This is a genomic window from Pseudomonas sp. R45(2017) (assembly GCF_002112305.1).
Classification (GTDB): Bacteria; Pseudomonadota; Gammaproteobacteria; order Pseudomonadales; family Pseudomonadaceae; genus Aquipseudomonas; species Aquipseudomonas paraglycinae.
The window spans coordinates 18,680-38,563 of record NZ_NEHH01000002.1 but is presented as its reverse complement, the minus strand read 5'-3'; the positions used below and the strand labels follow the sequence as shown (position 1 = coordinate 38,563).

At 62.6% G+C, this 19,884-nt stretch carries 9 protein-coding genes; 3 read left to right on the top strand and 6 right to left on the bottom strand.

All coding sequences use genetic code 11. The features are described 5' to 3' along the window. Position 1: 1 nt before the first annotated feature. From CAF74_RS04560 to CAF74_RS04545, 4 genes are all read right to left on the bottom strand, one after another. Positions 2-748 (bottom strand): GntR family transcriptional regulator, encoded by a 747-nt coding sequence (locus tag CAF74_RS04560; RefSeq protein WP_085603142.1) that lies wholly within the window; start codon positions 746-748, stop codon positions 2-4. 95 nt (positions 749-843) lie between these two features. Beyond that, the gene (locus tag CAF74_RS04555) at positions 844-1,812 is read right to left on the bottom strand and encodes a Gfo/Idh/MocA family protein (RefSeq protein ID WP_085745446.1); all 969 of its coding nucleotides are present in this window, start codon (positions 1,810-1,812) and stop codon (positions 844-846) included. Positions 1,813-1,821: 9 nt separating this feature from the next. Next, positions 1,822-2,709, bottom strand: a complete 888-nt coding sequence (locus CAF74_RS04550; RefSeq protein ID WP_085745445.1) for a Dyp-type peroxidase — start codon at positions 2,707-2,709, stop codon at positions 1,822-1,824. Between the two features lie 275 nt (positions 2,710-2,984). Continuing rightward, positions 2,985-4,022 (bottom strand): AraC family transcriptional regulator, encoded by a 1,038-nt coding sequence (locus CAF74_RS04545; protein ID WP_085745444.1) that lies wholly within the window; start codon positions 4,020-4,022, stop codon positions 2,985-2,987. A 211-nt stretch (positions 4,023-4,233) separates the two neighbouring features. Between CAF74_RS04545 and CAF74_RS04540 the strand changes: the two genes are divergently transcribed. The 3 genes from CAF74_RS04540 (at position 4,234) to CAF74_RS04530 (ending at position 5,904) form a co-directional block, all read left to right on the top strand. Next, positions 4,234-5,181 carry a transporter gene (locus tag CAF74_RS04540; protein WP_085745443.1) on the top strand — a complete coding sequence of 316 codons (948 nt, stop codon included), beginning with the start codon at positions 4,234-4,236 and terminating at the stop codon, positions 5,179-5,181. Between the two features lie 254 nt (positions 5,182-5,435). Beyond that, positions 5,436-5,630 carry a stability determinant gene (locus CAF74_RS04535; RefSeq protein ID WP_085745848.1) on the top strand — a complete coding sequence of 65 codons (195 nt, stop codon included), beginning with the start codon at positions 5,436-5,438 and terminating at the stop codon, positions 5,628-5,630. Then, a complete protein-coding gene (locus tag CAF74_RS04530) occupies positions 5,536-5,904 on the top strand; it encodes a type II toxin-antitoxin system RelE/ParE family toxin (protein ID WP_371857324.1) in 369 nt (122 codons plus the stop codon). Before CAF74_RS04535 ends, CAF74_RS04530 begins: the two co-directional genes overlap by 95 nt. Positions 5,905-5,952: 48 nt before the next feature. Here the strand turns inward: CAF74_RS04530 and CAF74_RS04525 are convergent, their stop codons facing one another. Both CAF74_RS04525 and CAF74_RS04520 read right to left on the bottom strand, forming a co-directional pair. After that, the gene (locus tag CAF74_RS04525) at positions 5,953-18,465 is read right to left on the bottom strand and encodes a filamentous haemagglutinin family protein (protein ID WP_085745441.1); all 12,513 of its coding nucleotides are present in this window, start codon (positions 18,463-18,465) and stop codon (positions 5,953-5,955) included. Positions 18,466-18,655: 190 nt separating this feature from the next. After that, positions 18,656-19,765, bottom strand: a complete 1,110-nt coding sequence (locus tag CAF74_RS04520) for a substrate-binding domain-containing protein (protein WP_085745440.1) — start codon at positions 19,763-19,765, stop codon at positions 18,656-18,658. Positions 19,766-19,884 lie beyond the last annotated feature (119 nt).

Here is a 19,884-nt window from a genome sequence, read left to right as displayed (position 1 = left end):
TTCAGGCCCCTTTTTGCCGGTCGATCCGCAGGCGGTACTGGAACGCATCGCCACGGTAGTAAAGGTGTTCGAAGTCCAGCGGCTGGCCGTTGGCGTCATGGGTCAGCCGTTCGATGCGCATGATCGGCGAGCCGGCCTCGACGTTCAGCGCCTGGGTCAGGTCGCTGTCGGCCAGCACCGCGTCGATGGCCAGATCGGCGTGGCCGAGGGCGATGCCGCAGTCGTTTTCGAGGATCAGGAAGATGTCGCGGGTGACCAGATCGGCCTTCTCCAGCCGCTCGCCGACGGCTTTGGGCAGGTAGGTGATTTCCAGCGAAATCGGCTCGCGGTTGATCAGCCGTACACGCTTTATCTGCGCGACGATTTCGCCTTCGGCGACCTGCAAACGCTCGGCGACCAGTTTGTCGGCGGCGATGAATTTGAAGCTGCGCAGGCGGTTGATCACCTCGTAGCCACGGCCGGTCATGGACTCGGCTAGGCCTTGCAGGGTGCTGACGTTTTGAAAGGTCTTGGGTTTGGCAACGAAGGTGCCTTTGCCGTGGATCTTGAAGATCAGCCCTTCTTTCTGCAGATCGCCCAGGGCCTGGCGCACGGTGATGCGGCTGACCTTGAACAGGGTGCCAAGCTCGCTTTCGGACGGCATCTGGCTGTCTTGCGGGTATTCGCCGTCGAGAATCCGGGCGCGCAGCACGTCGCGCAGTTGGGTGTGCAGAGGAACGCTGCCAAGGGAGAGAACGTTATCGGTCATCACGGGATCACTTGTTATAACGAGTTATGACGTGATCTTAGAGACGTTATGACAAGCTTGAGAAATATTGTTTGGGCATAACCTTAGATGCGCCTTCAGTGGCGCTTGAGGATCTGATCCATGACCCAATCGGTCTTGAGGGCTTCGGCGGCGACTGCGGGGTGCTGCGACTCACCGCGAATCTGCGCATTCATGCCCAGTACGTGGTGCCACTGGATGTGTTCGTGGTGAGGGATTTCCAGGCTGATGTGTTCATCGGCGTGCAGCTCGACCGGATGCTCGTCGAACACCGAAAACCCGATCCGCCCTTGGCTGCCGATGATCTCGACCCGATCCTCGCGCCGGTCCGCAACAAAGCTCCAGCAGCCCATGCCCAACGCACCCGAGGCGAATCGCCAACTGGCGCTGACCGCATCTTCCGCCGCATAAAGCCCGGCCTGACGTGCGGTGAAGCCGGCGACCTCAACGATGTCGCCGAGCAGGTACTGGAACAGGTCAAAACCGTGGCTGGCCAGATCCGCGAAGTACCCGCCACCGGCCACCGCCGGATCGGTGCGCCAGTTTGCGCTACCGTCCAGATCCTTGGGCGATGGCGCCTTGGTCAGCGTCCAGCTCAGATGCCGCACCTCGCCGATGCGCCCCTGCTCCAGCCATTGCCGAACCTGCTGGAAACGCGGCAGTGAACGACGGTAATAGGAAACGAACAGGTGCAGGCCGGCATCGGCAAACACCTGCTGCATCTCGCGGCTTTGCCCGGCGTTGAGGGCCATGGGTTTTTCCACGCAGCAATGCTTGCCGGCGGCGGCGACTTTCAGGCTGTAGGCGTGGTGGCTGTCGGGTGGCGTGGCGATGTACACCGCGTCCACCTCGGGGTCGTTGATCAAGGCATCGACGTCGGTGTAAGTCCGATCGATGCCGTGGCGCGCGGCGTAATCGGTCACGGCTTCGAGGCGGCGCCCCATCACTGCGACCAACGCCGAACCGGGCGCCTTGTAGAAGGCCGGTCCGCTCTTGCGTTCAGCGACGCTGCCGCAACCGATCATGCCCCAACGCACCACGTTCATTCTTGTGCCTCAGCCGATGCGCAGTGCGCGCAGATCGAGGTGGCCGTTTTGCAGCGGCGGGCACCAGTAGTAGCCGCCGGTAATCGGCCGGCTGATGCGGTACAGACCGTCGGTGATGCCGTCTTCCAGACCGCTCATGCGGCGCAGTTGTGCTTCGAAGGCATCGAGGGAGAAGCCGAACGCCAGGAACATCAGGCCGGCGCGGTCACCTTCGATCCACGGCATCGAACGACGCACTACGAAGGCTTCCGGGGCAAAGCTTTCCTGGGCGGTGCGCTTGACGTGGGCGGACACCGGGGCGTCGTCGATCTCTTCGTTGTCGCTCAGGCGACGGCCCATGATGTTGTCCTTGTCCTCGGCGGACAGCGCATGGAAACCCTTGAGGTCGTGCTGCCATTGCTGGATCGCGGCAAAGCTGCCACCGACCAGACCCTCGGCGCCTTCACTTTGCAGTGCGGCGGCGATGGCGGCTTCGTCATGCGGGTTTTCGGTGCCGTCTTCATAACCGGTGAGGTCATGACCGTCCTTGTGGCGGAAGGCTTCCTGCATCTGCACCAGACGCAGCGCCGGGGCCAGTGCGGCCTCAAGTGCAGTGCTGCGGTTGAGCAGATCACCACGGTCGATGCCGTGCAGCCAGACCCACAGGGCGTGCTGGGTCGACGGGTTTTCCACGCCAACGCCGGTCAGCGCCGGGAAGCTGCGCAGGCCGTCGATGTTCACATTCAGGGCCTTGGCCAGGGATTCACCGAAACCGACCACCGCCGACTTGCCGTCCACCAGGTTCAGCAGGTTGTCGATCGCCTGCGGCAGCGCTTCAACCGACTCAAGGGCGAAAAACAGGTGACGTGCTTGCGGCGGAACTGGGGTGGCGAGGATGCCCGGCTGGTAGTAACTCATGTCGACTCCTTGGAAAGAGCGCGGAGTTTAACTGTAGCCGGAGGGTTTGTGGGGGGTTGAAATGGGTTGGATAGCTTCAAAAGCCCCTCACCCTAGCCCTCTCCCGGAGGGAGAGGGAACTGATTGGGGAAAATTGAGGAGGTACGCCGACCTGAACGAACGATGGTGAATCCATAATCGACAAAGAATTTTCAGGTCGATGTATCGCGCAAGACAACTCGGTCGGCCCCCTCTCCCTCGGGGAGAGGGCTGGGGTGAGGGGTATCGGTCTCAAGTCAAATCACAGAACTCTCCATGCGCCACGCACTCGGACTCTTCCCCGTCCAACGCTTGAACGCCCGGCGAAAACTGCGCACGTCGCTGTAGCCGACTTCCTCGGTAATCCGCTCGATCGGCATCTCAGGATTGGCCAGCAAACTCATGGTGCGTGCCTGCCGCACTTGCTCCAGCAACGCTTCAAAAGTCAACGAATGCTCAGTCAGCCGCCGACGCAAAGTACGGCTGCTCATGTTCAAGTCACCAGCAATCTTTTCAATGTGACTGCCCCGACTCAGGTCCCGCGCAATCGCCCGCTCCACAGCCTGGATCAGATCGAGTTTCTGATGAACCTGCGCCGCCTCCAGCTCCAGCAACTTGACCGCCTGACGCAGCGCCAGCGAATGGTGGTTGGGCAGGTTCACATCCAGCCATTGCACGTCGATCAGCATGCGGTTGTGCAGGCACCCGAAGCGCACCTCCGGCCCCAGCAGCCGCCGGTACTCATCCAGGTAATCCGGCGCGGCGTGCATGAACTCCACGGCAATCGGCTTGAACGTCTCGCCCACCAGCGCCCGCCCATAGACCAGCAGGCTGGCGAAAAACTCTTCCACCGCAAACACCTGCACCTCGGCAAACGGCAACCGGCATTCAACGTCGACGTACACCTGATCGCCCACCACATCGACGCTGGAAACCACGATCCCACCGGAGGTGTGCTGATGCCGGACCCCGATTTCGAACGCATCGCGCAAGGTCTTGCACAGCGACAGCACGTGCCCCAGCAGCCCCAGCGTACCGAGCACATTCTGCGCACCGACCCACAGTCCCAGCCCCTGATTGGGCAACGCTTTAAGCGCACGCTGGATCATCGCCACGGCCTGGCGATAGGAAATCCTCTGCGCCGGATCCTGCAAATCCTCGAAATCAAAACCCAGGCCACGGCACAGACTCTGCGGCTCGATGCCCTTGTTGGCGGCGACTTCGGCCAGGGTTTGCAGGAGAAATGGCGACACCAGCGCCAGTTCGAAGGTCGGGTCTTGGACTTTTACGTTCATGGAGGCTGACATTCCGGATCACGCTGAATTGTTATTTTTGTAACCGGTTATGTCGAAGGAAGTTAGCACAGGGTTGGCGGGCTGTCCGCAGAAGTCCCCTTACGTGTCCGCCAATACCCTGCCCTGTCGTGCGCCAAGGGCTTATTTCTATAGTGGCCGGGCGTCCTGCGTGCCGGCGTTGCGCCCAAACACAATAATAATGAGGACGGACATGACCCCGAACCGCGCGACATTCCCTGTGCGACTGGCGCTGAGCCTGCTCGGCTGGGCCGCGACCCTGCCGGCGCTGGCCACCGAAGCTGGCGTCGACAACATCGGCCCTGGCACCGACGGCTTCTTCATGCTGCCGCTGGAAGTCGACAGCCTTCCGGAGAACATGGTCGCCTTCAACCTCTACTACAACCACTACAAGTCACGAAAGCTCAACATCAGTTCGCTCGGCGGCAAGGTGCCGAATGTCGAGATCGAATCCACCGCCGTCATCCCGCGTCTCGATTACCTGAGCCCGGTGCGGATTTTCGGCGGACGACTGGCCGGTTACATCGCCCAGCCGTGGCTCAAGCAGGAAGTCTCGGTGTTCGGTCTGAGCGACACCCGCGAAGGCATGGGCGATACCACCATCGCGCCGATCATCCTGTGGGACATGGGCAAGGACCTGACCCTCGGCGCCGCCGTGGAAATCACCGTGCCCACCGGCGAATACAGCGTCGATCGGCTGGCCAACACCAGCAACAATTTCTACACCTACAAACCGCTGTTCTCCTTCACCTGGCTGCCGACCGAGCGCACCGAGGTGTCGATGAAAACCACCTACAGCTTCAACGAGAAGAACAAGGACACCGACTACAAGTCCGGGCAGATCTTCCACTTCGATTACTCGGCCAGCTACAAGATCACCGACGACCTGATGCTCGGCATCAACGGCTACTACCTCAAGCAGACCACCGACGACAAACAGTTCGGCCACACCGTGCAATTCGCCGGCGAAGACGTGAACGACGGCGTACGCGGCAAGGTCTTCGCCATCGGCCCGGCGCTGCACTTCACCTTCCTCAAGTACGCCAGCGCCGAGATCCGCTGGGCCAAGGAATTCGACGTGGAGAACCGGCCAGAGGGGGAAATGTTGTGGGCGAAGGTGAGCATTCCGTATGCGTTCTGAGTGCATTTTGTAGGAAGGCGCGCACGGATTTGTAGGCTGGAAACCTGAAAAACAGAGGGGAGGAATAGGCCTACAGCGGCGGTCGAGATTGCCGGACAACGATGGGAAACGTCCGGCAGATTTGAAAGGGGGACTTGCAGATACTGGGTCCCGCTACCTCATGGTTCCTTAAGGGCTCATGGGGTGCATCGTCTGCCAGTGACGACAATGGGCCATTCCCCCTTAAACTGCCGAGATTGATCACGGAGATCACTATGAGCTTATTACTTTCCCCGTATTACTCTGACTTCGAATCCGAAGAAGAGGCAGAGAGCTACGATCGCTGGTTTCGTGCAGAGATACAGGATGCACTGGATGATCCAAGTCCTGGCATTCCCCATGATGAAGTTATGGCAATGCTCGACCAGATGCTGGAAGAGATACGCAGGAAGCGCCGCGCTGCAGCTTGAATGGAGCAGCAAGTCCTCGCGTCAACTGGCTGACATCTTCAAATACATCGAGCAACACAACACCAACGCTTCAATTTCGCTAAGAAACAAGGTGGGTGCAGCAGCACAGCGACTTTCATCAATACCTTATGGTTTCCGACCTGGCCGAGTGCCTGGCACTCGCGAAATGGTGATTCATCCGAACTATCTGCTGGTCTATCGAGTGAATGGACACATCAAAATACTGAGGGTGCTTCACGCCCGTCAAAAATACCCCTCAACTTCAGCAACATAAAAAAATGGCGGCCAAACGGCCGCCCGAAGCGTACTGCACGAGAGTCCTTTACAACGTCAGCTGCCCCCGCTCCTCTTCGGTCAGCTGTTGTTTCGCCTGCTCATCCAGCGCCCCGGCGCCCAGCACCTGCACCGGGCTGTTGGGGTTGTAGCCCGGCGTCGGTGCGCGGCTGGCGCCGTCGCGGGTCGGGGCCAGTTGTTCGTTGCCGAAGCTCAGCACCTGAACGGTGAACACCGAGGCCTGGTTCTGGCGCGACGCGGCTTGCTGCTGACGGGCGACGTCTTCCGCTGCCTGGGTTGCCGAGGACGCAGCGGAGCTGGCCGAGGTGATCGCTCCGGTGTTGACCGCCGAAACCACCGGCACGCCGGTCGCTTTGCCCTGCACCGAGATGTTGGCAGCGTTGACCACCGTCAGCGCGGCGATGTTGACGTTGCCCGAGACGCGAATCCCCGCCTCGCCCGCATCGATGGTGCCCAGCGGCGCGAGCAGGTCTATGTCCCCTGGGGCCACTTCGGCAATCGGGTTGAGCGTGGCGATACCGGCACCGGTGCTTGGCACCGATGGCGACAGGGTCACGTTGCCCCAGGTGTCGTACACGCGTTTCGGCGGGGTGTAGACCACGGTGGTTTTCGAACCGCGACCGGCGTTGATGTCGCCCTCGGCGGACCATCCAAGGATCGAGCCGCCAAACGTGGTCATGATCCGGCTCTGTCCCAGCAGAATGCTGCCCTGGGAATAGAGCTGAATGTTGCCCGAGCCCTGGGTGATGATGCCCGCCGTCGAGGGCGGCGCGGCGCCTTCGATGCCGAACACCTGGCCGCCGCCCGGCGTGAGCATCTGGATATCGCCACCGAACAGGCTTTTCACCCCGGCACCACCGTAGAGCGTGATGTCGCCGTCATAGCGGATCGGATTGCCGGCCACATCGACAGTCGGGAACAGTGAAGCAATGGCGTTGCGACCACGCAGATAACTGCCTTTGCGCGGGCCGTCGACATCGTTGTATTCCAGGCCACCAGCACGCAGCTCGGCGAAATACACCTGACGGGCGAAGATCGCCTGCTCGGTACTCGGCAGTGCAGCGAAGAAGGCTTGCGCCTGTTCGGCGTTGCCGCTGAAGCCATAGCCAAGGGTCAGCCAGCTCTGCAGTTCATCGAGGTAAGTCTTGACCACTTTGCCCGGTTGCCCGTTGAGGGATGCGTTCGGGTCCGCGAGGTTCTGCGGGTTCAGGTAACGGGCGATGAACCGCGAATAATCCGCTCCCTGTGCGCCCGTACCGGCCTGCATCACCAGGCTGGCGCCGGGGCGGTTGTCCCCCGCCAGAATCGGTCCGATGCTGGTAATGCTGGCACGGTCCTCCATCAGGATGTTGCGCCCTGCCTTGATGTCCAGCACACCCGGGCCGGCGATGTCGAAGCTGCTGTAGAGGATGTCGCGCCCTGCCGAGACCCGGGAAATATCCCGTGAATTGTTGTGCACGAACAGATTGCCGGTCGAGGCGACACCCTCTGTATTCGGTAACCCCATCTCGCCGTTGGGCGCCGTGGTCGGTTGCCCGAGAAAGGTACCGGAAGCCACGACGTCGCGCCCTGCCAGCATCCAGACAGGGCTGGCCGCCTCGTACCAGGTACGTTTGGAGAGGCTGAACGTCAGTGTTTCACCACTGCGCACCCCCACCAGATCACCGGTCAAAGCATAGAACCGTGCGGGCGCCTGCACCTCACTCAAACCCGAGTAACTGTTGGCACCAAAAGCGAACAGCGGATATCGCAAGTTTTTATCGGGTGAAACCCCATCACTGCCACGGTTGGTCATGATCGGCGTTTTCGATGTGTTGTTACCGTAGCCATTGAAGGCCGGTGTGAATGGCGTAGCGATGGCCGACGGACTGGCGCCCGACTGATTGATTGCGTAGCCACCGGCATAGATCGAATCCTGCGCCAGGAGCTCCAGTTGCCCTGCCTTCGAGGGCGCCAGCAACAAGGAGTACGCTGTGGCCGGCAAAAATCCGCTGCCTTGCATGTAGGTCGCCGACGGCCCGGCATAAATCGAGCCCTGGGCCGCCACCGCACGCAGGATCGACGGATATACGAAGCGCCCATCGGTGGGAGATGTGTTTCGCCCGATCATGGGCCCCTGCCCGTCAACCTCGCCCAGCTGTGTACTTGGCGTCAGGTTGCCTCCAGCCGAAAACAGATCGATAGCCGTGTGATCGGTCCATAGCGAGAAACCACTCAATCCGCCCCCGTCATGCACAACACCGTCAGCGGTGGTGAACGGCGTCGAGTTCTGCAACCGAACCCGGCCCGGGTCCGCCGCGCCACCCAGCACCAGGTCGCCGCGGGTATTGAGGCTCATGCCCGAGTCGCCAGGGATCAAGACCAGGCCGCCGGAGGCACTGCCAGCGGTGGATGTGAACGGGTCAAACGGTCGGACTTCGCGTGGGTCCTGCACATAGGAGGCTGCGCCGTACTGCAGATTGATTCCACCCAGCGCCCCGCCAGTCAGTCGGGCCGCGCCGCGCAGGTTGATCAGAGCGCCTTGCAGGTCGTGTCGGGGGACTCCCACGCCACTGTTGCCGGCCCGGGCCTGCAACGACGGATTGAGCGAACCGCCGATGCGGATGTCCATGTCACCGCCACCGGTCAATTGCAGCCGTCCATCGTCGCCGACGCGCCCGGTACTCCCGACCGCCACGATCAAGCCTTGGCCACGGGGGTAAAGATTGGTGTTGGCGTTTTCGCCCAACGCCTTGACCATGCCCCCATCGGCACCTGCGCGCAGGCTGATGTTGCCGCCACCCAACGTGCCGAAACCGGTGAAGCCAACCAGGAACGGCCCGGTATCGACGCCTTGATCCGGCAACGGCTGAGTCGCATAACTGCCGAAGTTGATCCACCACGCCGTCGGCACATCGCTGTTGCCGGTCCCCTGACGCCAGAGCCAGTTGCCCACCGCCACACTGGGCACTTGCTCAGGTGTTTCCAGGGTTGCCGAAGGGCCACGCCGACCCAGCACATCCCCCGAAATCGAACCACCGGCGTTGATGGTCAGGTTGCCGCCCATTTGCGGGTACCAGGCCTGATACAGACTGTCGTTGCCTGTGACCCACCGCTCGTAATCGCTGCCGGCACTGCCCAGCACCGAACCGTTGTCCGACAGACGTCCGCGCGGCTGGTTGAAGCGCGGATCGATCTCTTCGGATTGGGTGCCGGCGGTATAGACGCCGAACGGTGAGTCCATGCTCAGATCACCGGCGGCGAGCACGTCCAGATCCCCGGTACCTGTACGCAGTACGCTGAACATCTGTGTGCGGGTCCTGACGGTGATGCCCGGTTTGTTTTCCACGCACAGCTCAGGGAAAGACCCACACCAGGCAAGCACGTCGTCATCGCTTATCGGTGACCCCGGGGGCATGCCCATCCAGTTGTCCGGTGCCCACGTCCATCGCGGTGCAGAAACGCAGGAGTTCGGTGCCCAGTCGCACCATTCCTTGAGCTCGTCAGGCACTGGTTCGCCCGGGGTGAAGCCACCCAGGTTGCCTTCACCCCAGACCAGGGTTGGTGCCTTTTCAGTGACTTTGAGCCCGTAATGAGTGTCGGCCAGACGCAGATTGCCGTCGCTGGAAACCGGCTTGATCGCACGCGTATCAGCGGCACCCAAATCGGCCCCCGCCACCACCCGCATCGACCAGGACGCGCTGCCGGCCGGTAACAGGCTGGCAACGGCCCAGTTGCGCCCCTGCTGGTTGCCGTTCAATGGCCGCAACTCGATAAAGGCCGTCCCATCGGTCAGCACCACGTCGGTCATCGACGGAATCAAAGAACCGCGCAGCAATGCCAGCGATCCACTCAAGCGCACGCCTTTGATCGCGTTGGTACCGGCTTCGACGCTCCCCGGCAACGGCACGCCTTTAGGCCAGCGAATCGCTTTGACAGACGTGACGTCATTCAAGCGAATACCCGCGCCAAGGCGGCTGCCGGCCGGCAATGTGACGTTGTCGGTCAGCAGCGTTCCAGCGGCAAAAATCAACTGGCCCGAGGCATCGTGAACCGCGCCTGCCAGTACCGTACCGGCGCCCAGCGTGTACGGCGCGGCCAAGGTCGCTTCGGTTGGCAACAACGTGCCAGCGGCCAGGGTCGTCGCTTGCAGCGGCACGTCGTAGTTCAGCGTGACGCCCGCCGGGAACAGCGTGCCCTCCGCCAGTGTGACGCCTGCACCCGGCACCACCAGATCACCGCCGAACGGCTGAATCCCCGGCAACAGTTTCCAGCCCGCATCGTCGACCGTCTCGGGTGGCGGTGCAAAACCGTCGTTGAGGCTGCCGTGGATATCGAGATTGCCGCCGGCGCGAATCACCAGGCTGCCAGACTCGCCAGAGCCATAGGCTGCGGTTTTCTGCGTATGCGGATTGAGACTGGCATAGCGGTAACCGGACAGATCCACATCGCCCTGCACCACCAGATCGCCGTCGGCGGTTTTGCTGACGATCTCGACACCCGGTCGCAGATGGAAGGCATCGGCATAGGACGCATTGTTCAGGCCGGCCAGTTTGTTCTGCAGCAGGTTGCTGTTGAGCAACGCGGCATCGATGAACGCCGTGTTGTCGCCATGGATGCGGTCAAGGTAGGCCTGATCGATCACCTGATACGGACGTCCGCTGGCCGCCGGGTCTGCACCGTCGCTGGCATCGCTGTAACGGCGCGTGGCATTGAGCCCGATCGAACGGGCGCCCTGAATGTTCAGTGCGCCGCTGGCATCGATGGCGATGTCGCCGCCGGCCAGACGTGGTGCGTTCAACTCCAGCGTACCGCGCGGCAATCCATCGGACTGCCCGGGCAATGGCCCCGGTGCAGCGTCGGTGCCGTGGCGCAGATCGATCCGTGCGCCGGAGCCCAGCGTCAGCGTTCCGGCGCCGGAGTTGAGCTCGACCATCGCCCGGTTCGGTGCATCGATGATTTTTCCGTAGCTGTCGACCCGCAGCACACGGCCATGGGCGTCGAGCACGGCGCTGCCAGTCACCGTCAGGCCGTTCTTCGCCGACAGACGAATCGAACCAACCCTTGAACCACTCGCGTCGACAAGCCCCGCGACGGTCAGGCTACCGTTGTCCACCGAGACATTGACCTCACCGGCCTTGAGCCCGTCGCCGATCAACAGATCGCCCTGCTTGAGTTGCAGGCTACGGCTGCCAAAAACCTGCCCTGCGTTCAAGCGTTGGTTAAGGGCCGCAAATTGCTGGCTCGGATCGCCATTCAAGTGTTGCGCGCGGATGTCCACGCCACCGGCCTTGTACGGCACCCATGTGCCACCCGCGTCATAACTGCCGCTGCTGGCGCCGAGGATCTGGCCCTGCAAATCGACCATCCCGGCATCGCTGGCCAAGGCGATGGCGCTGAGATTGCCGGCCTGATTGTTCTGCGCCGACAGGTCGATGCTTGAGCCCGCGAGCTGACGGATATTGCCGTGGCTGCTGTACAGCGCCACATCACCGCCCCAGCTGTACTTGTTCACATCGTTGAATGCCAGGGTACGCCCGGCCATATCCAGGTAAGCGCCACTGTTCAGGGTCAGGTCTTCTGCCGATCTGATCACCAGTTTGCCGCTGGCCAGAGCAATGCGACTGTCGAGCGTGACATTACGCGCATCGAGCGTCAGTTCCGCGCCCAGGACATTGGCCGCCGCTAGGGTACCGGCGCCCGTGAGAGTCAGGTTGTTACCGGCCTTGAGCAGGTTCACCGAGGCCGCCTCCCCCGTCAGCAACGGGGTGCGCAGGTTGAGGTTGCCGCCGCTGTAGGCATAACCCCCGACCGGGTCGAATGCGCCTTGCGCCTGATACACCGCAAGGCTGCCTTTGTGGTTGGCGGTGATGCGGTCGCTGGCGGTCAGATTGACGTTGGCAAAGCCCAGCACCAGGCGATCGTTCTGCTCCAGTCCACTGGCCTGCGGGTTGGGGCCGTAGCCGAATTCGATGCGCTGGGCCTGAATGTCGAGTGTGCCCTGACCGGTGCCGGCGCCGCCAGAGATGACAGCAGCGGGCGCTTGCGTGGCGCCGTTCCAGACCAGATTCGCAGTGCGGATGCTCGCAACGTCTGCGGCTTGGCCCAAGCCATAAATGGCCGGTGTGCTGAGTATCAGATTCTGCAGTTTGCTGACGCCGGTCTGCCGATCCAGCGTGTCGAGGCTGACACTGCCATAGAAATTGAAGGCATCGCGACTGGTCAGGCTCAAGGTCTCCAGGGCCGGAGCGCCAAACTGCGTATCACCGCGCAACAGCCGGTCGAGCACGTTCTGGTTCAGGGTCAGGCCGGTCGGCACACGACTGCCGGCGGCACTCAAGGCCTCGGCACTGCCGGCATTGATCGTCCCCACTGCCAGCGTCAGATGGCGAGTACCGAAGCGTACCGTTTCGTCGAGCTCGAACTGTTTGTCTGTGGCGGCCGTGATGCTGCCATTGGAGTAAAGCAGCGTCGGGTTGGTGCAGGCGTTCGTCGGGCAGTTGCCGATGCGAATATCCCCCGCGCCGGAGGTAGGGGTCGACAACGACGGCGCGAGCACGTTGGTCCAACCGTTCGAGACCACCAGCAGACCTGCCGTGCCCGGAGCATAGATAAAGCCTGCGGATGAATCGTACGGTGCGTCGCCGCGCCCCAGAGTGTTGATCCCCGAGCCGGCTTCGAGCGTGATGCTGCCACGGGTACTGGTGGTACGCAGCAGCACTTCAGGCGCAGACAGCATGGCGCCCTCACGCAGGGTGATATTCGATGTATCACCGATGAACGAAACGATATTGCCCGCCGTGTTGTAATCGATCGCCGGTTGCGCGCCGATGGTCAGACGGCCTGCACCCAATCTGTTGAGGCTGTCGGCATACAGCGACACGCCGCTGAAACCCTCGGTACGCCGATGCCCGTCGCCGAGCAGTTCCACATCCCGCGCGCCCCTCACCACCGCCGTCCCAACCACGCCGCCAGTGGCCGGTTTGAACAACACCTGTCCGGCGAAATCCAGCGCAATACCCTGCTCGGCGCCCGACATCAAGTACAGATTCAGCGACTTGCCATCCATCGGCGCCAACGCCCGTGGCACGCCACGCCGTGCAGCGTCACTGCGGACGAATTGAGTAAAACCGGTTTCGTTGTACTGCGAATAACGGCGCACGACATCGGCCGAGGTCAGGATGACCTGGCTGGCCAGGTTGTCACGCAGCCCGGTGTTGGCGATCGACATCAACCCCGAGCTGGTCCATGAACCATTGCGCAAAGGCAACGCGCCAGGCGTGACACCCGCTGCGGCCTGGCCGTTGACCTCGACCCGGAACGCCCCCGGTAACAAGGCGAACGTCGAGGGCAGCAGCGTATAGGTGCCTGCCGCCAGCCCCGGCACGCCGGCGCCGAGGGTGATTTGCTGGCCGATGCGCGGATCAACCGCTCCCGCTTCGGCGAGCATCGGCGCGTAGGTGCTCTGATTGCCGGGCACGATGGCGTACACCGGATTGCTGGCCAGGCCTGGCAAGCTGAACGAACCGTCGGTGGCATTGCGCACCAGCGGATTGAAGCGTGCATCGGTAGAGCCGCCCCGCCCGGACACAAACCCGGCCCCTCGCAGGTCGCCGCCGCCAGACAAATCGATCAATGCTCCCTGCTGCACATCGACGTACCGCGAGGTCAGCGTTACACCGGCGGTTTCTGCGGTAATCCCCTTGAGCACAACCGATTTGCCAGCGTATCGATAGTCGATGCCGTCGGTGGTGCCGCCATAGGGCATGACCAGTCCGTCCGCGCTGACCGACGTCACACTGCCCGGCAACAAATGCAGGTCATGGGTGTTGACCACGGTCTCGTCGCCCAGGCGGATCATGCCCAGCGGCGCACGAATAACGCCGCCCTGCTCAATGTGCCCGGCAGCCAGCGTCAAGTCGCCAAACACCGAGTAAGGCACGGCGGCCGGGGCGCTCCCGGCGCGGGTGATGCGCAAGGTGCGCGCCGGGTCGGCGCCCGGGTGCACGCTCTGATAACCGACCCGCACCTCGGCAGTGACATCACTGGCCGGATAGATTTGCGCGGCCTGCAGGTTCAGGTCCCCAGGCGTCCACAACTCCGTTTTAGTGGTGTACCCGGTCGGAGCCAGAAAGCGCAGATCCCCCCGGCTGTGCAAGGTCACCTGATCAAAGCCGCGCCGACTGACCTCGATTGCCGCACCGTTGAGTAACGCAATCTTCCCCGCCGTGCCGAACGACAGGCTGTTGCCCAGATCCAGCAGGTCCGCCGTGGCGTTGAACGTGGCGGGTGCCACATGGGTCGTCGGAGTGTTCATGACTCGCGGGCGCAGATAACCCGGCGCGTCGAAGTATTTGCCGGTCCCCGACAACCGCAGATACGGCGCTGACAGATTGATCCGCGCAGTCTCTCTGGCGCCGTCGGCCAACGCCAACGCGCCGGCATACAGACTCAGGCTCTGGCGGCTGTGCAGATCGACATCGCCGTCGAACGACAGCAAACCATTGCTCAGCAGGCTGAGGTTGTCGAAACCGCCGGCCATCAACTGATTGGCGCCCAGGCGGGCACGACCGTATTGCAAGGCTGAAGCAGCGGCACCGGGTTGCAGATCCTGCGGCAGCTGGGACTTGCCTGCGTCCTGTCCAAGGATGATTTCCCTGGCGGCACGCACTTTATTGGCGGCGAGGTTGAGGTCGTAGAGCGGCGTCTCCAGTGCAATGTCCAGACGCCCGCCGGCTGCGCGCGCACCACCGGCGACTGCACGCAGGCTGCCATCGATGAACAGTCCGTTATAGGAGCTCAGGCTTATTCGTCCACCATCGGTGGCTATCGGCGTTGGGCCCTGCCCGGCGATATCCAGCGTGGCTTGAGCACCGGACGCGTCGAGTCGTGCACCCTCACGCACGATCACATAGGCATCGGCCGATGTCGCCGTGGTTTTTTTCGCATCGATTTCACCGCCGACGATGATCGTGCCGCCCTTGCCCACCAGCCCGTAAGTACGACCCAGCGCATCCACCGCCGTGGCCGCGCGGCCAGCCACATCCAGCACCGCGTGTTCGCCGATCCAGATCGAGCGGTTGTGCGCTGCGTTGTCAGCCAGTTGTGAGTTGTCGGCGACGTCGTTCAAACCGAACTGTTGCTGGCGAATGTCGAGGGTGCCACCCCAGGCATTCAGTTCGCCATTGAGGGTGATCTGTCCCGCGCCGCGCAAGTTGATGCTCTGCCCGGGGTCGACGCTGATGCGCGAGCCCTGGCCGAGGCTCAGGGTCGTGTGCGCAGGATCGAGCAACCTGACTTCGCTGCTACCGGCCTGCAGCGTCAGGCTGGCACCGGCACGCTGCGTCAGTTGGGCCTTGGTCGGATTTTCCTGATAGAGCGGCGGCGTCCACAGCTCCAGTGCCCGCTGCGGCGCGGCACCGCTGACCTGATTGGCGGCCGCCTCGCTGAAGCGATAGACCGGCATCGACACATCAATGACGGTGTTATCCGTCACTTCCATCCGGTTCAGGCCAATCAGGTTGTAGGTCGAGAAGCCTTTTTCAAACAGCGTCGGCGTCAGCTGCAACACAGAGTCGGCCTGACGCTTATCGGTCTGGCCGATCAGCACATCGCCGGTCTGCAGAAACAAACGGCCGCCGCCAGACACACCGTAACCCCGCAGCTGGCCGTCCAGAGTCAGATGACTGTCACCCGACGCGGTCAAGGCGCCGGCCTCCAGCGTCACGTCACCGCCCTTGCCTCCGAGGGTCTTGCCATTGGCCAGAATCGCCCCGCCGGAAGACACGTCCAGCAGGCTGCCGGCACCGATCTCGATGTCACCGCTGCTGCGAATCGACACCACGCCACCATCCAGATACGCCAGGCTGGCGGTATCGTCAGGGTTGGTGCGCAGGTTGCTCCACAGACCGCGAGTGTCCAGTTGTGCCCCTTCAGCCACGCTCACGCGGGTGGCCTTGCCGGTCGGCGCGACGAGTCGGGTGTCGGTGAGGCGATCGGTGTTGAGCTGATTGAGCACATTGCCCAGACGCAGGCTGCCGCCACGCGCGGTCAGGTTTGCGTTGACCTGCACGTCCGGCCCGTAAAGGGTGATGTCGCCGCCATTGTCGACGGTGACGGCACCTTGCACGTCGATCCGTTCCTTGGCCGCCACTTTCAGTGCGCCCAATTGCCAGTCGCTGAGTTGCCCGGCATCAAGAAACAGCTTGCCGCTGCGCGCATCGGATACGGCGCCGGTCAGCTCCCGATCATCGCCGGCCAGCGGCCGTTCGCCGCCGACCTGCACCTGATCGAACAATGGGTTGAGGCCGTAGAGCAAACCACCGGAAGCCGCCACGTACGCCGGGTCATAACTGCCGACAATCAACTGCCCGCGCCGCGCCAGCGCCGTCTGACTCTGCGCATAGCCATCGAGTACGGCACGCGGTGCCTGGATCTGGCGCTCGCCCTGATAAACCTCGCCAAGCATTTGCCCTTTGAGCACAGCGTTGCGGGTGCCGATCACCAGTTGCCCGGCATCGCGTCCCACGGTGTAGCCCGACTCCCGACGACTGGACGGCGCAATCAACGGGTTGTAGTAATAACTCGTCTGACCCCAGCGTTCACTGCTGTCTTCAAAGCCTTTGTACAGCCCGGTGTAGAGCAGATCGCCCGGTGCCTTTGAGACCTCATACAGGCGCCCGTCGGCCCCGCGCAGCCAGCTCTGGCGAATCTCGCCGCTTTGTACATCCAGCGTGCCGCCGGACAGGTTGATCAGCGAGCCCTTCTCGGTCACCACGTCATTGCCGGCAAAACTGACCATGCCGCCCTGAGCCATCCACTCGCCGATGCTGTGGCCCTGGGTGCCGAGGTAACCGCCGACCTCCAGCAGACCACCAGCGGTGTACCAGCGATCCGTGGCGTAGCCGTTAGTGCCGGCCGGGACGTAAACCAGTTCGCGCACATCGACCCAAATGTCATTGCTGTTGAGCGCACCCTTGTCGCGATTGACCGAAGCATCGCGCTGCTCGTTGCCCTGGACGTTGATCTTGATGCTGTTGGATTCCATCGCGACTTTCACGCCGATGGCACCGGAGACATCGATCAATGCGCCGTCACGCACCAGACTGCGACGCTGCGCCGCCACTGCAACCTGGCCGCCCGTGGCCAGGGTGATCGAACCGTTCTGGAACTCGACGCTGCCGCCGCTCTGGATATCAATGCGCGACTGATCGCTGCGAATCCGGTTGTTCGGTGTAACGCCGGTCAGCGCCGCCTGATGCTGACTGTCGAGGGCGGTCAGATCGCTGCTGTCGAGCAGGATCGCCGTCGCGCTGCCCTGCCCCAGCGTCACGCTGCCCTGGGTGTCGGTGGCCGGATTGAGCAAATGAATCGTGCCGCGAGTGGCGACCGAGGTGCTGGCCAGCAACACACCATTTTGCACGACCTCATGGCCGGTCAGGGTGATGTCGCCGGTCGCGGCCTGAATCAGGCCGTTGTTGCTGACCTTGCCGGCAGCGCTGCCGGTCTTGAAGCCCGGCGTGACTTCGTTGCCGAACGTCGTCGAGAAGCCATTGCCCTCAGTGCCCGAGCCTTTGCGGATGTAAAAGCGATCGCCCGCGCCGAGCACGGTCTGGCCCTTGGCGGTGTTGATGCTGCCGTCGTTGTGCACTTCGCTGCCGAGCAGCAAGGCATAGCCGCCGGCATCGGTCGATTTGGCCGGCCGCGCGGTCTCGATGGACGCGCCGCGCTCCACCAGCACTTTGCCGGCCGCCTCGGTGAACGTCGGTTGGCTGCCGGTGCTGTCGAAATACAGGCCGCGGTCGCGGAACTGAATGTCAGTGATGTTGGCCGCCGCCGCCACCAGGTTGCGCACGTTGACCTGACTGGTGCCGCTGAACACGATGCCGTTGCGGTTGATCAGCATCACCGTGCCGTCACCCTTGATCTGGCCCTGAATCTGGCTGGCCCGCGCATTCGGATCGTTGACGCGGTTGAGCACCGCCCAGTTCGACTGCTGGACGAAATCGACGGTGGTGTTGCGCCCGACGTTGAAGGTCTCCCAATTGAGGATCGCCTTGTCGGCGGTCTGCTCGATCTTCACCGTGGTCTTGCCATCAACCTGAGTCTGCTGCGGGCCCTTGGCGTTCTGCCAACCTTGCGTGAGGCTGTTATCGACCTTCAGACCGCCCTCGCCCAGACCATCAGGCACAAACTGCACCGTGCCCAGCGCCGCCGCACGACCGGCCGCCTGCGCCGCCTGTTGCGCCGCAATCGCGGCCACCGTGTTGTTCAAGGTCTGAATCGAGCGCTGCAACTGCTGGTTGGCCTTTTGCTGCTGCGCCAGCGGTGGCGTCATCCCCGGCAATCCGCCCACGCTCGGGCGCGCTGCGGCGGCCTGTTGCGCCGCGCCCTTGGCGGCGAACCATCCCGAACTGAACGCAGTCGCCGCCTCGGCACTGCCTGCCACCAGACACAAGGCAATCGCCTGCGCCAGGGGCTTGAGCAACCACAGCGCCGGATCGGCGGCCATGCGCTGCTGAGGCTGAACACGGGTACTGCGACGGGATGGGCGAGCGAGCATCACTACGAGATCCTTTTTGTTTGCCACATGAGGCCGCAGGTCGGCTTGCCCCTGCTGTTACGACATAGGCGGTTGGCGGGGGCCGCGACCGAACGGATGTCACACAAACTTCATGAACGAGGTGTAGATCGGCCAAAAAAAATGGCAGCAGCCCGAAGGCTGCTGCCATTTCATTGCCGTGAAGCGAGGCTTACAAAGGACGGCCGACAGCGTTGCAGACGCTGGCGTTGTTGATGTCCAGGTTGTTGCCCGAGGTGTTGGTGACGAAGTTGGCAGTCACAGCCGCTTTCCAGTTGGTTGGAACCGGAGTGAAGCTGTGAGCGATGGTGGCAGCGTTGTTGCCCGGGTTGCTGTAGTGGGTGGTCAGGAAAGCTTTGACATCAGCGGCCACGGTGGCGTCCTTGTAGCACTGGCCGAAGATGAAGTTGGTGTAAGCCACGATCGGGTAACCGCTGGCTGGGTTAGGAACGACCGGTACCCACTGGGCAGGGTTCGAAGGCGCGGTTGGCAGAGTCGCCGAACCCAGAGCCAGCGAAACGTTGGCGGTGGTTGGCTGTACGCCGTTGACGCGAGCAACCACGGCGTTGCTGGCGGCGTTCACACCGTCCGGACCAACGTAACCGATAGAGCCGTCAACGGCGTTGACTTGAGTGGCCACGTCAGCAGTACCGGCAACGCCTACCCAGGTCGAAGGCAGGGTCGAACCGGCTGGCAGACGAGCGCTGGCGAAGGTGGAGTTGGTGGCGAACTTGGTCGGGCAGATCGAGTTCAGGTGACGGGTCAGGATTTCCGTGGTGCCGCTGGAAACGTTGCGATAAACAACGCGGATCGGCGTGGTGTCGGAAGTGCCCAGCAGATCACCCCAAGTGGTTTTGGCGCCGGAGAAGGCGTCGCACAGCTGAGCGCTGGTCAGGTTCAGAGCGGTCTGACCGGATTTTTTGTACGGAATGGCAACCGAAGTAGCCACCGAAGGCAGTTGAATCAGCGGGCCGTACGAAGCGCCGAAGTTGGTGTTGTAGGTGCTGATTTCCGAAGCGCTGAGGATCGAGTCGCTACCGGCGAAGTGAACCGAACCGGTGGTGTTGAACAGTGCCGAGTTGTTGGTCAGGAAAGCGGTCTTGCCGGTGCCGCTACCGGTACCCAGGTAGCTGAAGTTGGCTGGCAAGATGCTGTTGGCAGAACCTTTGTACAGAGCGGCAGGCAGAGTCGCGCCACCACCGGTTACGTTGGCAGCCATGGCCTGGGCGGAAGCCAGGGCAGCGACGGTCAGGGAAGCTGCGATCAGAGTGCGCTTGAACATGAAGAATCTCCTTTTCAACGTTGGTTGTGAACACAGGTTTTCAGGGGTCTTGCATGACACTGGGAAGACTCACCGCCGACCTTCGCAAGCGGGGTCCGTGGTTAAGTCGCACTGAGAAA

Bases quoted from the DNA above. Each gene is read 5' to 3' on its own strand.
- CAF74_RS04560 (WP_085603142.1), bottom strand. From the start codon at position 748: ATGACCGATAACGTTCTCTCCCTTGGCAGCGTTCCTCTGCACACCCAA.
- CAF74_RS04555 (WP_085745446.1), bottom strand. From the start codon at position 1,812: ATGAACGTGGTGCGTTGGGGCATGATCGGTTGCGGCAGCGTCGCTGAA.
- CAF74_RS04550 (WP_085745445.1), bottom strand. From the start codon at position 2,709: ATGAGTTACTACCAGCCGGGCATCCTCGCCACCCCAGTTCCGCCGCAA.
- CAF74_RS04545 (WP_085745444.1), bottom strand. From the start codon at position 4,022: ATGAACGTAAAAGTCCAAGACCCGACCTTCGAACTGGCGCTGGTGTCG.
- CAF74_RS04540 (WP_085745443.1), top strand. From the start codon at position 4,234: ATGACCCCGAACCGCGCGACATTCCCTGTGCGACTGGCGCTGAGCCTG.
- CAF74_RS04535 (WP_085745848.1), top strand. From the start codon at position 5,436: ATGAGCTTATTACTTTCCCCGTATTACTCTGACTTCGAATCCGAAGAA.
- CAF74_RS04530 (WP_371857324.1), top strand. From the start codon at position 5,536: ATGATCCAAGTCCTGGCATTCCCCATGATGAAGTTATGGCAATGCTCG.
- CAF74_RS04525 (WP_085745441.1), bottom strand. From the start codon at position 18,465: ATGCTCGCTCGCCCATCCCGTCGCAGTACCCGTGTTCAGCCTCAGCAG.
- CAF74_RS04520 (WP_085745440.1), bottom strand. From the start codon at position 19,765: ATGTTCAAGCGCACTCTGATCGCAGCTTCCCTGACCGTCGCTGCCCTG.